Origin of the sequence: Vibrio tetraodonis (assembly GCF_003350295.1) — a bacterium.
In the GTDB taxonomy this organism is placed as follows: Bacteria; Pseudomonadota; Gammaproteobacteria; order Enterobacterales; family Vibrionaceae; genus Vibrio; species Vibrio tetraodonis.
This window is the reverse complement of the sequence record NZ_QLYY01000016.1, coordinates 15428-30183: the sequence shown is the minus strand read 5'-3', so window position 1 is coordinate 30183 and position 14756 is coordinate 15428. Positions and strand designations below refer to the sequence as shown.

Here is a 14756-nt window from a genome sequence, read left to right as displayed (position 1 = left end):
ATTGCATAAGAATCATATATATGGAACTCGTCTTACTCTCTGCTGCTTTTCTCGCTGGCTTTGTTAGCCTTAAATGTCACTTACCGCCACTGGTTGGTTTCCTCCTTGCTGGCTTTGCTCTTCACAGGTTCGGATTTGAAAGTAATGAGACCATAGTAACACTTGCCGATCTTGGGGTAACCATACTGCTGTTTTCTATAGGGTTGAAGTTAGATGTAAAAACACTTTTATCCAAAGAGATTTGGGCAGGCGCGACTCTCCATAACTTGTTTTCTACCGCACTATTCTGCGCGGCACTATTTGGCTTAAAGTTTCTCGGAATAAGCTCCTTAGCCAGTATGTCACCGGAGCAACTTTTGTTGTTAAGTTTTGCCCTATCTTTTTCCAGTACTGTTTTTGCCGTCAAAACCTTACAGGAAAAGGGGGAGATGAACGCTACCTATGGCACCATAGCGATTGGTATTCTTGTCATGCAGGATATCTTCGCAGTGATATTCCTGACCGCATCAACCGGAAAAATTCCCCACTGGTACGCCATTATTTTATTTACCCTGCCGCTTCTTCGTCCATTATTTTACAAAGTACTCGACTGGGTGGGCCATGGAGAAATGCTGGTTCTGTTTGGTATCTTCTTTGCCTTAGTTGTGGGAGCTGGGCTATTCAAATTCGTTGGTATGAAGCCAGACCTTGGTGCTCTCATTTTGGGTATGTTGCTCGCAGGCCACAGTAAGGCATCGGAGTTATCCAAAGCCCTGTTTAACCTCAAAGAACTCTTGTTGGTATGCTTTTTCCTCAATATCGGTCTGTCTGTCCAACCAACCATGACAGGGTTAGCATTAGCTCTGCTATTTTTGCTCCTTTTACCCATAAAAGGGATTTTGTACTTTGCTGTACTTAATGCCTTTAAATTCAGAGTTCGAACCTCTCTGCTCGCTTCACTTAGCTTGTTCAACTTTAGTGAGTTTGGCCTGATTGTAGGGGGGCTCGCATTTAAACTCGGCTGGCTGAGCAGCGACCTATTGGTTGCTTTGGCACTTGCGGTATCGATTTCTTTTATTATCGCCTCACCACTTAATCGCAAAGGACATGAACTCTATCGTCGTTCAGGACACTGGCTAAAAGAACACGCCGCAGAAAGTCTAAACAACCGAGATAAATTGATTAATCCTGGCAATGCACAAGTGTTAATTCTTGGTATGGGACGAATTGGCACAGGCGCTTATGACGAAATAGTGACCCGGTATGGCAAAGTAAGCCTCGGAATTGAAGTAAGAGAAGATGCAGCAGAGGAGCATCAGCAAGAGGGGCGTAATGTCATTGCCGGCGACGCAACAGACCCAGATTTCTGGGAGCGAATTTTGGATACAGCGAACGTCAAATTAGTACTACTTGCTATGCCTCATCACCAAGGAAATCAAATTGCCTTAGAGCAATTAAAGCAAAGAGGATTTAGTGGTCAAACGGCTGCCATTGCCGCCTATTCAGATCAAATAGAGAGTCTACTCGAAGAGGGAGTAGACGCAGCCTTCAATGTATATAGGGAAGCGGGTACTGGTTTTGCTCGCCATGTTTGTGACCAGCTTAACCCTCAGCTAACTGAAAAATAACCTTCCTCATTTGAAAGGCAGTACTTTGCTGCCTTTCAAGACACTCGTCGTTTTTTGTCTATAAAACAGGCTGAAATTAAAATACATTCATAAAAGAGCCGATTAAATTAAATAAAATTTAGTGCAAACTAGTTTGTATAAACTTTTTTGTTATCTCTTGTTGATTTTTTTAACCAAAATGGCAGATTTTAGCTAACAGGTTAAAAAAAATTTATAAAGGAACTCATATGTGCTCTATCTTCGGTATTCTTGACATAAAAACAGATGCCCAAACACTACGCCCAGTCGCACTCGAAATGTCCAAAAAGCTGCGTCATCGTGGTCCTGATTGGTCTGGGACCTACTCTTCTAATAGAGCCATTCTTGCTCATGAGCGTCTTGCGATCGTCGGATTAAATAGTGGTGCGCAGCCTCTGTTTAGCTCTGATAAAAAGCACATATTGGCGGTTAATGGAGAAATCTACAACCACAAGGAACTTAGAGCTCGTTACGAAGGGAAATATGATTTCCAAACCGACTCTGACTGTGAAGTTATCTTGGCACTTTATCAAGATATGGGTGAAGAACTCCTTGAAGAACTCAACGGAATCTTTGCATTCGTGCTCTATGATGAAGAAAAAGACCAATATCTTGTCGGTCGTGATCATATTGGAATTATCCCGCTATACCAAGGCTATGATGAGCACGGCAACTACTATGTCGCATCTGAAATGAAAGCATTAACGCCAGTATGTAAAACCATCAGCGAGTTTCCCCCAGGCTGCTTCTATAGTTCCAAAGATGCCGAGCCGAAACGTTACTATGTTCGCGATTGGAACAAATATGCCGCAGTACAAGGCAACACAACCAGCAAAGAAGAGCTAACCGCAGCACTTGAAGCCGCCGTTAAACGCCAGTTGATGACAGATGTACCTTATGGTGTACTTCTATCTGGTGGTCTAGATTCATCCATTACTTCAGCCGTTGCGAAGCGTTTTGCAGCTATGCGTATCGAAGATGATGAAAAGTCAGAGGCTTGGTGGCCTCAATTGCATTCATTTGCGGTGGGTTTAGAAGGCGCTCCAGATCTTAAAGCGGCAAGAGAAGTGGCTGAAAAAATTGGCACAGTTCACCATGAAATGACCTACACCATTCAAGAAGGTCTCGATGCTATCCGAGATGTTATTTACCACATTGAAACCTATGACGTAACAACCATTCGTGCATCAACGCCTATGTTCCTTATGGGACGAAAAATAAAAGCCATGGGTATTAAAATGGTCTTATCTGGTGAAGGTGCCGATGAAATTTTTGGTGGTTACCTCTATTTCCACAAAGCACCGAATGCTCAAGAGTTTCACGAAGAAACGGTACGTAAGCTACTAGCGCTTAACATGTTTGACTGCGCGAGAGCCAACAAATCTTTAGCAGCTTGGGGCGTTGAAGGACGAGTGCCATTCCTTGATAAAGAGTTCATTGATGTTGCCATGCGCTTAAACCCACAAGATAAAATGTGCGGTAACGGAAAAATGGAAAAGCACATACTGCGCGAATGTTTTGAACATTACTTGCCAGACTCTATCGCATGGAGACAAAAAGAGCAGTTCTCTGATGGTGTCGGGTACAGCTGGATAGATACCTTAAAAGAAGTCGCTGAAAGTAAGATCACAGATCAACAAATGGAAACCGCGAAATTCCGTTTTCCTTACAACACACCGACCACAAAAGAAGGTTATGTCTACCGAGAAATATTTGAAGAGCTATTCCCTCTTCCATCGGCAGCAGAATGTGTACCAGGCGGACCTTCTGTCGCCTGTTCTTCGGCAAAAGCAATTGAGTGGGATGAATCTTTCCAAAACTGTGTAGATCCATCAGGAAGAGCAGTTCAGACAGTGCACAATGACGCTTACTGAGTCTACGACAAACTCTAACTGCATTTAGTTCTGTGCTGATCACCCCTTGATGTTGTGACAAACAACATTAAGGGGTGATTTATTATGAGCCTGTCATATCTGCGAGGAACACATAAGCAATTGAGTTATAACGTAATACTTAAACGTTTAACAAAAAAACATCATGCATATGACAAGAAAATGTCAGAACCCAGCCCTCATAACTGAAAACTTAGTTCCACAAAAAAATCCAGCCGAAATAACAAGATTAATTACACCTATTTTTCAAAAGGTTATGCTAAAACCATAAATGACACTGATAAATCAGTATATTGCAGATATTTTAACTGATTAGTATATGTACTAGCATATTAAATTCTTTAATGGACTAGATTAGTAAAATTTATGGCAAATCATCGACAAATACTCGGTCATCCTCGAGGCCTATTCCTATTGTTCGGTACCGAACTTTGGGAACGTTTCTCTTACTATGGTATGCGCGCCATTTTAGTGCTGTATTTAACAGACAAAACAATCAATGGTGGCCTAGGCTGGACAACAAAAGACGCACTAGATTTGTACGGTATCTACACAGGTCTTGTCTATATCACGCCTTTGATTGGCGGCTGGCTTGCAGATAACTACCTCGGCCAACGCAGATCCATATTAATGGGCGGCGCGCTGATGGCGGCTGGCCAATTTACACTGGCATTACCTGCTGAAATGATTGGTATGAGCACTCTTCACAGTTTTTATCTCGGTCTCGCTCTGCTGATTGCTGGTAACGGTCTATTTAAACCCAATATTTCGACCATGGTGGGCGATCTCTATCAAGAGGGTGACAACCGCCGTGATGGTGCCTTTACCATTTTCTATATGGGTATCAACTTAGGGGCATTATTAGCCGGAATCATTGTCGGTTCGGTCACTGGGGAATTTGGCTGGAAATCAGGTTTTGTTGTGGCAGGTATTGGTATGGTGATTAGCCTTGTCATGCAAATGAGTTTAGCTCAATCTTGGCTTGGCGACATTGGTATGGAACCTTCTGCCAAGCGTGAACTTGCCAACAAAAAATCGCACAGAAAAGAGCCACTCACTAAAGAAGAATTCGATCGCATCAAAGTCATTTTGGTCATGAGTGTGTTCACGATTGTCTTTTGGGCAGGGTTTGAACAAGCTGGCGGTTTGATGAACATTTACACCCAACAATATACAGATCGTATGATCGGCGGCTTTGAAGTTCCTGCCGCTTGGTTCCAATCGCTAAACCCGTTTTTCATTATTACCCTAGCACCAATACTCGCGATTTTATGGGTTAAACTGGGTAAACGTGAGCCTAACTCTCCGGTTAAATTCGCACTTGCAATGTTCTTCCTAGCTTTAGGTTTCCTATGTATGGTCGGCGCTGTGATGGAGCAAGGTGGCGACACGAGTGTCAAAACTTCTATGCTTTGGCTAGTAGGCGCTTTCTTCTTCCATACATTAGGCGAGCTTTGCCTCTCTCCAATTGGATTGTCTTTGGTCACTAAACTAGCTCCTCTTCGCTTAGCTTCTTTGATGATGGGCGCATGGTTTGGTTGTACTGCAATTGCAAACTACGTCGCGGGCTATGTTGGCTCACATGTGGGCGAACTTGGTGCAATGGCAATCTTCAGTGGTATTGCGGTCACAGCGATTATTTCTGGGGTTATTTTATTACTCTTCTCCAATACACTTGTCCGTTGGATGCATGGCGCAGAATCTCCGCTTAGCAATGCAGAGCACGTTGAAGAGCAGCAGAGCCTAGCAGTATAGTAATTACTGAACATACAAACAAAGCGCCCGACACTAAATCGGGCGCTTTTTAATGTTAGCTAGCACTAACTTTGGTAATCCTACTCGCTTTCGCTTTACTAGCCGAGACAGAACGAATATAGACACTGCCTTGCACTGTTGGCCGCTGGCTATCTGTATAGGTTTTCCACTCCAGTCCATCTATTGAGTATTGCAACTCCACACCAGGGAAAGCACTGTTCATCATAAGCTTGCCCGCTTCGATTCTTCCACCAGGTATAGGAAGACGGTAATCAATGCCTGCTTTTTCAAGTTTTGCCAATTCACGTTGACCAAGGAGGTTAGCGAAGCGATTGTAATCGTTATTCAGTTGTTCCTTATCCACCCGACGAGTATCTTGAGAATACTCCACTTCGGCTTTGACATCGTTTTCCCAACCTCCTTTATGCCAAGCTCGCTCAGCCGCAGCCAACACTCGTGGAAATACCATGTACTCATATTGCTCATCATCTCGAACCGTCTCAGACCAAAGTTGGGCTGATAATCCATAAAAGGGTCCAGCGATAACATCTGTGCTTCCAGAGAAGCCTTTACCATCTCGATCTAATGATGTTTCAGCATTCTGCGGCATGTTTTCTGGAGCAAAGCTGAACATTTTTCTTGTATCAGTTGCACGCGTTGCCCAGTAGTATCCACGCTCTTTAGGATCTACTTCATATGGCATATCCATGTAGACATAATCAGGGTTTGAAACAATGACATCGTAGCCTTTACTCGCCCATTCATACACAGACTTTGTTCCTCCCCAGTAAAGCACATCCCAGAAATTCACACGAGTATTAGCCGTTGCAAAGGATGCTGGCCCTTCACTATATTTGAGGCCATCTTGCCACGCTTGAAAACTTTCGATTTGCTTATCTTTTGCTATTTTCGCAACCTGCTCGGCAAAATAACTTGGTAAGTGAGCAAAATCGCTTACAGCGCCACTGGCCACCAGCTCCTGACACTGAGGAGACTTAGCAAAGGGTTTGTCTTGTTTTGCAAGATCTATGTTACCTTTCCATTCAACCTTATCCGCGGTATTACTATCTTGAAATCCCGCTCCAAGTTTAATGTTTTTCGCTTCATCACCACCAAAATGCCATGTGGTTAATGGCGCACCCGCCTCTTTATACATGGCCGCAACTTCTGCGATAACTTTATCCACAAACCTGGCAGATGATGGCAGACATGGGTTGATAAAACTCTTCTTGTCGTAAAACTGAACTGTTGTAACATTTGATGTATCTTGAGGATCAAGTAAGCGATATTGATTAGCCTCTTCTACCTGATTGGCTTGCATTAGACGCTGATACCTCGCTTCCATTGAGACGACAGCTGCTCTCGCATGCGCTGGCATATCAATTTCAGGAATCACTTCAATATTACGTGCATTGGCGTACTTCAAGATCTCGACAAAGTCAGCACGGCTAAAATATCCGCTGCCAAAGTTATTCGCCTCTGGCCCCGAGCCGAGTTGAGGTAATAGGCAGTTCTGCTCTGTCTCGTCAAAACAGCGCTGACCTCCGATATCGGTAAGCTCTGGTAAGCCGGGTATTTCTAAACGCCACCCCTCATCATCAGTGAGATGTAAGTGCAACTTGTTCATCTTATAGGCCGCCATTTGATCAATAGTGGCAAGAATAGCCTGCTTAGAATGGAAATTACGCGCTACGTCGACCATGATGCCACGATAATCAAAGCGCGGAGCATCCTTAATAGAAACGACTGGCAAGGTGTCTGGAGACTGGCTATCAACCAAAGCAAAGATGGATTGAACGGCGTAAAATGCTCCCGCTTGATCAAAAGCATTAATCTTGATGCCGTTTGTGCTGATTTGCAGTTGATAAGCGCCGGACTTAATAAATTCACCCGAGAATAAGTTTGGATCAATAGCCAAATTAACCGCTTGGCGACCATCAAGCGTTATCCCGATCAATTCGCCTCGGGTCTCAAGTGCCTGATACTGTTCAGGGGTAAATGCTTCTGGCGGCAGTGCAATACCCTGAGTAATATCTAGCTTACCTTGACCTTGTTCAATATGTATGGGGGTTGGAATCAAGGACGCTGACACATCTTGCTTGACTAAATCCTGATTTTTCTCATAGCGAGAGATCGCAGTTGCAAGAATGTTCTTGTCATCAGGTGTGCGTTTTAAGTTATTCCCCTCTAGGCCCGAAACATATGAAGCCGTATCTTCAGTATCTAGCGAAGCAATCACTCTTGGCTCAGCGTGAGGAGAGGTGACGAATGCCCGTGGCATAAAGTCAGTTTCAAATAGCTGCCAGTACTCACCAATCAAAGGCAATACCACTTTTTCACCAGCCGCAAAGCCATCAAATTTATCGGTAGGCTCTAATTTATGTAAGTCACCAGTAACATGGGATACTTTGAATTGGTCATTATCGACATCAAGAATTAAGCGAATACTGTGAAAGTAAATTGACCAATCTTTGGCATCAACCGCTTGTCCCTGATTAACCATAGTCATAGTCACTTGATTACAGGAAGCCCATTCAGCCCCCAGCTCTTGACATGCTAATCCTTGGTTCGCTCCATGATTTGTGAGCACTTGATAATCAATATCAAGGTTTTCCGCTAATGAATTGACCACACTTTGCTGTGAAGATTGCAAAGTACTACACCCTACTAATGTCGCAATAATCGATGTTGCGAGCAGACCTTTTTTAACCATCCAACGTTACTCCTCATTTAACTGCTATTACCAGCATATTCCGAGATGTTGAAAGGGGTAAAATAATCAAGTCATGAAAGTGATCCTGCTCGAACTTAAGCTTCATTAATGACAAAAAAGTAATTATAAACAATGGATTAAAGCAATAGTTAAAAACGTCATTTAGAAAACAACAATCTTTCTTTGAATTAAATCACACTAAAAATCACAAGACTTATGAGTGTTCGAATCCGGATCACAAGACGAGTGACATAAGATTAAGCTAAGCTATATAACAAAATATAAAAATGTGATTTTATACTCAAATTGCTATTGTTAAATTACGTTAAAAGGCCTCTATTTCAACAATTCTTCCGTAAGGTAAACGGCTAAATGCAAAAACTATGGTTATCAATTTTCCTCTTCACCTGCTCACTATCATCGTTCGCTGAGCCACTATATTGGTATGCCGAGAAAGGAAAAACGCGTTACCTTATCTTTGGTTCAGTGCATGTCGGCGACAAAAGTATGTATCCTCTTGCCAAAACGATTACCGACACGCTAGCAAAAAGCTCAGGGCTGATAGTGGAATCAGACATAAGGAAAATGCAGGATGTTCGCTACCCTGACGTCACAATGGTGACCAAAGATGTTCTCAATCCCAAGCAAATGGAGACTTTACGCGGTTTGGCGAGCCTTTTTAATATTGATGCCATGCAACTTCTCGATAGCCCGCCGTGGGCGACAGCACTAACCCTACAAATAAAGCAGTTTGAGTACCTTGGTTATCAAGCATCTTATGGTATAGATACGCATTTAATGTACAAGGCGACCGCTCAGAACCTTCCTATATTTAGCCTCGAGTCTCTTCAGTTTCAAATCGACTTACTAACAGGACAAAAAGAGTCAGGAAAAGAGCTATTGGTGAGTGCGTTAGATGAATTTGACCGCGCAGAAGATTTAACCAAGTGTTTAATTACCAGTTGGAAAGCCGGAGACTTGGAAAAACTCAATCAGTTTGCACAGTTAACTGAAATGTCGCCAGAGCTAGAGAACGCTTTTATTAGCCAAAGAAACCTCAACTGGGCAGAAAAACTGGCTAAGCCAACTTGGTCAAAAGAGCGTAAAGCAAGCTATGTTGTAGTCGTTGGCACTATGCACCTGATTGGCGAAAATAACCTGCTTACTTTACTCAAAGCCAAAGGGTTTAAAGTCACACAGGGCTCAACCAGCCGCGCCGCTAACTGCCAGTTTGAATATTAGGCTTTGCTTATTTTAGTGATTACATTTTGTTCGATACAAAACACACCTAGAAGCAACAACTTACGCAACTAGTCCAATATTATTGATCTAGATCAGTACTCTATGTGTCATTTCGCCTTATCGTAATACCTGTCATCACTACTTCACGACTGGAGGCAACATGGATTTATGGCTAAATCTCCTGTTTGGTAATGCGGTTGGACTATCTTCTATGTTAGTCATTTTCGGAGCTTTAGGCTTGATGCTGTTCTATGGTGGTTACTTCATCTACAAAGTAATGCATGACAAATCTCCTCACTAGAATCGCCTAGCCCTATCTGAAAATAGGTTGTTGCTATGCACCGAAGTAGATTGATTGTCTGCTTCGGTTTTTTATTTGTTGGTGCAGCCAATACTGTTAATACTCATGTATACTAACAATATCGATTTACGGCCTTCGTATTACCTTATGCCTCACGATAATGAATCCACTCTATTTCAAGCATTAATGGGGGATGTGACCCCACTAAAACAAGATACCGTTGAACTCCCCAAATCCCATAACGTCACCGAAGCGCACATAGCACGACGTGAAGCCGCCATCTGGCTTGATGAAAACGATCCGCAGTATTTATCCCTTGAACACGCTCCAATGCTCAAACCTGAAGATCTGATCGAATTTAAACGCGATGGAGTGCAAGAAGGCGTCTATCGCAAATTGCGTTTAGGTAAATACCCTATTCAAGCTCGCTTAGAGCTTCATCGTAATAGCTTAAAAGATGCCAGAGATGCGCTGGTTAGATTCTTAGAGCAATGTATTGAAATGGACATACGCAGTGTACTTATCGTTCATGGACGCGGCGAAAAGTCCAATCCTCCCGCCTTGATGAAGAGCTATCTTGCGAACTGGTTAACTCAAATTAAGGACGTACAATCAGCCCATAGTGCCCAAGCATTTCATGGCGGCACTGGAGCTGTTTATGTCATGCTGCGTAAGAGCTCCGAAAAGAAATTAGACAACCGAGAACGCCATCAAAAACGGCGCAGTTAAACGGCTCCCTTACTCAAACAAAACATTAGTGATAGAATACCTCCAATTCGTTAAGGACTCTTGTTAGTCCACCAATATTCCGTTGTGAAACGTTAAGAGAGAACACTATGCCATCTGAACCAAAGCGCCTGAATAAATTTATTAGTGAAACCGGTTTTTGCTCGCGAAGAGAAGCAGATCGGCTGATTGAGCAAGCTCGGGTCACCATTAATGGTCAAGTCCCCGAAATGGGTACTAAGGTGCAAAGTGGCGATCACGTTTGCGTTGATGGCAACCCGATTAGCGAGGCCACCGAGCGCCCTATCTACATAGCATTAAATAAACCAACGGGTATCACCTGCACCACAGAAAGAAACATTGCTGGTAATATCGTTGACTTTATTGGTCATAAAAAACGTATTTTCCCGATTGGACGCTTAGATAAACCCTCTGATGGTTTGATTTTTTTGACCAATGATGGCGATATCGTCAACAAGATCCTTCGTGCGGGTAACAATCACGAGAAAGAATATGTGGTGAGAGTCAACAAGCCTATCACAGATCAATTCATCAAAAAAATGAGCGCCGGCGTTGATATCCTTGATACCACCACCTTGCCTTGTAAAGTCACCAAGGAAACCAAGTTTTCCTTTCGCATTGTATTAACACAGGGACTAAATCGACAAATTCGCCGAATGTGTGAAGCGCTCGATTATGAAGTGTTTAAACTGCGCCGCGTTCGAATTATGAATATTACCCTAGATGGTATTCCAAACGGCCAGTGGCGCTACCTAACAGACAGTGAAGTGGACCAAATTCTGGCAATGTGTGAGCACTCTAGCGGTACAGAAGATGCCTCCAAAACCGATACTCACGGCAAAACAATACGCAGAGCAACGGACGCCAAGCTATTTGATAGCCGCGAGGAAAACCAAGGCTCAAAAGCAAGACGCAATCAAAAAACGCGCACTTTTAAAGGCAAAGACGCCGATAAATTTCGCCGTAGCCCCAATGCTAAAAAGGCTCGCTCTGAATCCTCTGAAACTAGAGCAAAACAAGGCAAGTCTAGCCCTCATTCAGGCCAAAAAGCCCAGCCCAGAAAACCGGGCACATTAAGCCTAAACAAGTAGCTTGCGAGCGAAACTATCCCTTTTAGAAATCAAAGCTATTTAGCCCACGCTAAATAGCTTTTTTATTCATGGGTCACCAAACAAGCTTAGCTTTACGATTTGGTAAGCACTTTAGCCACACTAGGACAGGTAATGTCATTAGGCTGGTCAGCGCCATATCGGCTAGGGTGTGATAACCTTGATACAACATCAATAAGCAGTAACAAAGCATGGATATCACCGTGATACGTCTGACTTCTTTACCAATCAATGCAAGGGTTGTGACGAACACAAGCGCCAAGGCAGTATGCGTACTATAATCAAGCCCAATTGACGCATAGGCTGCAAAATAAGCATCAAGAAACATTAAGGCATAGATATACATAACGCCCAATGAAGTGGTCACGGCCTCAAAAAGCGCACTTTTTATCCCTAGACGACTCGCCTTTATCAGTAGCCAAACTAGTGTCAGAATGCCCAGCAGAGGAATATATGAATCCGCGATAGCGTCCAGCTGTTGATAAGTCACTTTTAATCCCCCAAACAACCAAAGATACCCCTTAATCAAACATCACCATCTTAAAATACTTCTTTTACCAATTCTATATCCGTTATAGCCAGCCACTAAAAAGTCACTTGATTTAAATACACAAACCTCCCTCCAGTGTGAAATTAGTCTTACTGCTCAAAATTGAATTAACTATTGTTTAATAGAAGTTAGTAGCATATAAATAGGCACAAAAATTAAATCAACACCCAATCGGGTGAATATAAATATCATTTCAACGTCACAAAGGCATAATATGCATAAATCACTCATTGTAACTTTGGCTGCTTCTATAACCTTAACTCTGCCAAACACCATGGTTTTTGCTAATGGAAATTCCGTTGAGAGGCAAAACCTCACTTCAGAACTACAGCACCCCTTCGATAAAGCATGGCAACTTCATTTTGCTAAAGACTACGCAAAAATCACCCAATCGATACCCGACCCTTTGCTGGTCACATCACAAGAAGTTAAACGGGCACTTGCCAAGCATGGCTACCATGATATTGACCCAGACGCTGTTTTTTACCACAGGTTTGATGGCGCTCAAAGCAGCCATAGAACCTACAATGGCTGGGCACACTATGAACACCCGAAACAAACATACACGGTAACTCAAGCTGTCATGCTTAATGCATTCAGCCGCTACAGAGATACTTTTCCGGATACGATTAACGTCGATACTGGTATTTACACTCAGGATGCCAGTGGCGAAGCGTTCGATGAAAGAAACGAAGTACGCTTACTGTCTTCGAAGCTATGGGATATTGCCTATTATGACCTAGACATTCAAAGCTCTTATACTCAAGCACTGAAAAATTTCTGGGCCGAGAACACCACACGCTACACCCAACTTATGCGAGACAGCTACGCTTTTTCTGCCTACAAAGAATATAAGCATGGTGTACTAAATCAAGCTCAATACCAACTGGCCATCTCTTTACTTAGCCCAACCAAGATAAGAAACGTGAATGTGTACCGATTTGATATCTACGGCTATGACTCAACCGACATTTTGCTTATCGAAGATAAAAATGGTCAAGGAGGGCTAATGTATATTCCTGGCTCAACCCAGCCTTTCTTTGCTTATAGAAGTGAACGTCAGCTCAAAAAGCACCTGTTCACAAGCTTGAGGAGCCCTGCAGCTCAAAAAGATATGGAAAAGCATTTTAGTCTTTACCTCAGGCAAAATGGTTCCTCCTATTACGGAGTCGATTCTGCGATAAAAGGCTTTGCGACAGGGTCATGGTCAGAGGGCTACATGATGATGAAACGCCATCCAGTCCATGGCAATGTGTTCGCTCGAATGACAGAACATATGAAAGCTCGTTTGGTCAGCGATGGCGATACAATGATAAAATCCAACCAAGAAGCTCAACGAGACTACATTCTATCAGTTGCTTATAGTGTTATGACTATACTGCCCGTGGTGGATGTGATCGCACCTGAAATTGGTATCCCTCTTAATATTGGCCTGAGTGCAAGTCAGTTTGGTTTAAGCATGGATAAAGCCATTTCAGGTGACACACTACAAGAACGCCTTGAGGGAACAAAAATGTCATCGATTAATGCTGCCATTATCGGCGCAACGACACTATTGCCAGCTCTTGCACAATATGGTCGCTCACTGGCACAAGCTACAGACATAGCAACAGAGTCTCTGCCAAATACCATTGTTTTGAATCCTGGTTTTCCCACTTATCAACTCAACGAGTTTACTTCCATGCCACGACTGGTGATTCATCCACAAACAGGGGAGGAGCTTTTAGGGGTGAGGATCATCAACAAAAACCGAGGCGCTTTGCTACGCTCCGACGGATTTGGTTACTATCGAGAAGTCGACGCCGCCAGTGGTCGTTTGCTTGAAGGTAAACGCGTAATACGCACTGTAAATCCAGAAACAGGTGACGTGCAGTACCTTGAAAACCTTGGTCTGCGCGGTGGTGGTGATGATATTAGTAACGAGGTCACCCAGGATGTAGAGACCGCATCAGGCCATGGCACTGAAAGAAGTGACGTACCTGAGCTCCTTTTGCCCGAAGATTTACCTGAACGCCCAGGTATGGGTGGCTCTGGTTATGCAGATATGGAAGGTAGAAATGATGAGGCATTGCGTGATTTCTATGAACTAGAAAGTAAGGTTGACCCTCAAGCCTACCTAACCAACGTGAGTAAATTACACGAAGTAAGTGCCGCCGCACAACGTGAAATTCATAACCTTCCATTCTACAAAACGTACGATACAGATCTTCAGGGAGCATTAGTCTATCGAGGTGACTCACGCTTGCCTGACGAAATTTTCCATTCGGGCTTTAATCGAAAAATTGAGCCTATCGAGTATACACAGCTTGCCCATCACACCCGTGGTATACGCGGCGTAATATCAACTACGACAGATCAAAGTGTTGCCGTAAACTATGCGCTGAAGTATCAACGTGGCTACGTATACTCGATTGAGCTCAATCATGGTGGAAAGTCCGTTGATACTTTATTTAAAGACGAGACCCTCAGTGAAATTGCTACTTTAAATATTCCACCAGAAGACATCATGTTTGCCTTGGGCCCATTTACCGGAGCAGAAACGTCTTACCTAACTTTACTTGAAGATAAAGAGCTTCGCACGGCCGAGTTACTGATTAACCCTCATGCAACAGCGTCACCTGAAGTCGCACAAAGAGCATTTGAGCAAATGAAGGCAACTCTTAAATACCCATTAAGCCCAGAGATGTCGTTCAGTGAGCGCTATGCGAATAGAAAGGACCTATTCTGGCACCAAGACGAGCAACATTTAGCTACCCAAGACACAGCCCACTGAGACTAACACGGCAATAAGCGCCAGTAATTATACTGGCGCCTCATATTTA

At 43.3% G+C, this 14756-nt stretch carries 10 protein-coding genes; 8 read left to right on the top strand and 2 right to left on the bottom strand.

What is annotated here, in order from left to right:
- Nucleotides 1-20 precede the first annotated feature (20 nt).
- The 3 genes from DPF90_RS12205 to DPF90_RS12195 all read left to right on the top strand — a co-directional run bounded on the left by DPF90_RS12205 (nucleotide 21) and on the right by DPF90_RS12195 (nucleotide 5272).
- Complete coding sequence (locus DPF90_RS12205) at nucleotides 21-1607, top strand: cation:proton antiporter family protein (RefSeq protein ID WP_114786619.1); 1587 nt, start codon at nucleotides 21-23, stop codon at nucleotides 1605-1607.
- Between the two features lie 227 nt (nucleotides 1608-1834).
- Complete coding sequence (gene asnB / locus DPF90_RS12200; protein WP_114786618.1) at nucleotides 1835-3499, top strand: asparagine synthase B; 1665 nt, start codon at nucleotides 1835-1837, stop codon at nucleotides 3497-3499.
- A 384-nt stretch (nucleotides 3500-3883) separates the two neighbouring features.
- Nucleotides 3884-5272: a peptide MFS transporter gene (locus tag DPF90_RS12195; RefSeq protein ID WP_114786617.1), complete on the top strand. Its 1389-nt coding sequence runs from the start codon at nucleotides 3884-3886 to the stop codon at nucleotides 5270-5272.
- A gap of 55 nt (nucleotides 5273-5327) precedes the next feature.
- On the opposite strand, the gene DPF90_RS12190 is transcribed toward DPF90_RS12195, so the two are convergent.
- Nucleotides 5328-7985 (bottom strand): beta-N-acetylhexosaminidase, encoded by a 2658-nt coding sequence (locus tag DPF90_RS12190; protein ID WP_114786616.1) that lies wholly within the window; start codon nucleotides 7983-7985, stop codon nucleotides 5328-5330.
- A gap of 372 nt (nucleotides 7986-8357) precedes the next feature.
- Between DPF90_RS12190 and DPF90_RS12185 the strand changes: the two genes are divergently transcribed.
- The 4 genes from DPF90_RS12185 to rluF all read left to right on the top strand — a co-directional run bounded on the left by DPF90_RS12185 (nucleotide 8358) and on the right by rluF (nucleotide 11366).
- Entirely contained in the window at nucleotides 8358-9227 is an 870-nt protein-coding gene (locus DPF90_RS12185) for a TraB/GumN family protein (protein ID WP_114786615.1), read from the top strand.
- Between the two features lie 160 nt (nucleotides 9228-9387).
- Nucleotides 9388-9528 carry a DUF3149 domain-containing protein gene (locus tag DPF90_RS12180; RefSeq protein ID WP_114786614.1) on the top strand — a complete coding sequence of 47 codons (141 nt, stop codon included), beginning with the start codon at nucleotides 9388-9390 and terminating at the stop codon, nucleotides 9526-9528.
- Between the two features lie 147 nt (nucleotides 9529-9675).
- Complete coding sequence (smrA, locus tag DPF90_RS12175; protein WP_114786765.1) at nucleotides 9676-10257, top strand: DNA endonuclease SmrA; 582 nt, start codon at nucleotides 9676-9678, stop codon at nucleotides 10255-10257.
- A gap of 107 nt (nucleotides 10258-10364) precedes the next feature.
- The gene (gene rluF, locus DPF90_RS12170) at nucleotides 10365-11366 is read left to right on the top strand and encodes a 23S rRNA pseudouridine(2604) synthase RluF (RefSeq protein ID WP_114786613.1); all 1002 of its coding nucleotides are present in this window, start codon (nucleotides 10365-10367) and stop codon (nucleotides 11364-11366) included.
- Between the two features lie 73 nt (nucleotides 11367-11439).
- Here the strand turns inward: rluF and DPF90_RS12165 are convergent, their stop codons facing one another.
- Entirely contained in the window at nucleotides 11440-11874 is a 435-nt protein-coding gene (locus DPF90_RS12165; protein WP_240314513.1) for a hypothetical protein, read from the bottom strand.
- Between the two features lie 274 nt (nucleotides 11875-12148).
- On the opposite strand from DPF90_RS12165, the gene DPF90_RS20460 reads away from it, so the two are divergent.
- Nucleotides 12149-14707, top strand: a complete 2559-nt coding sequence (locus DPF90_RS20460; protein WP_240314512.1) for a dermonecrotic toxin domain-containing protein — start codon at nucleotides 12149-12151, stop codon at nucleotides 14705-14707.
- The last annotated feature ends 49 nt before the right edge of the window (nucleotides 14708-14756 follow it).

Bases quoted from the DNA above. Each gene is read 5' to 3' on its own strand.
- rluF (WP_114786613.1), top strand. From the start codon at position 10,365: ATGCCATCTGAACCAAAGCGCCTGAATAAATTTATTAGTGAAACCGGT.
- asnB (WP_114786618.1), top strand. From the start codon at position 1,835: ATGTGCTCTATCTTCGGTATTCTTGACATAAAAACAGATGCCCAAACA.
- smrA (WP_114786765.1), top strand. From the start codon at position 9,676: ATGCCTCACGATAATGAATCCACTCTATTTCAAGCATTAATGGGGGAT.
- DPF90_RS12205 (WP_114786619.1), top strand. From the start codon at position 21: ATGGAACTCGTCTTACTCTCTGCTGCTTTTCTCGCTGGCTTTGTTAGC.
- DPF90_RS12180 (WP_114786614.1), top strand. From the start codon at position 9,388: ATGGATTTATGGCTAAATCTCCTGTTTGGTAATGCGGTTGGACTATCT.
- DPF90_RS12185 (WP_114786615.1), top strand. From the start codon at position 8,358: ATGCAAAAACTATGGTTATCAATTTTCCTCTTCACCTGCTCACTATCA.
- DPF90_RS20460 (WP_240314512.1), top strand. From the start codon at position 12,149: ATGCATAAATCACTCATTGTAACTTTGGCTGCTTCTATAACCTTAACT.
- DPF90_RS12195 (WP_114786617.1), top strand. From the start codon at position 3,884: ATGGCAAATCATCGACAAATACTCGGTCATCCTCGAGGCCTATTCCTA.
- DPF90_RS12190 (WP_114786616.1), bottom strand. From the start codon at position 7,985: ATGGTTAAAAAAGGTCTGCTCGCAACATCGATTATTGCGACATTAGTA.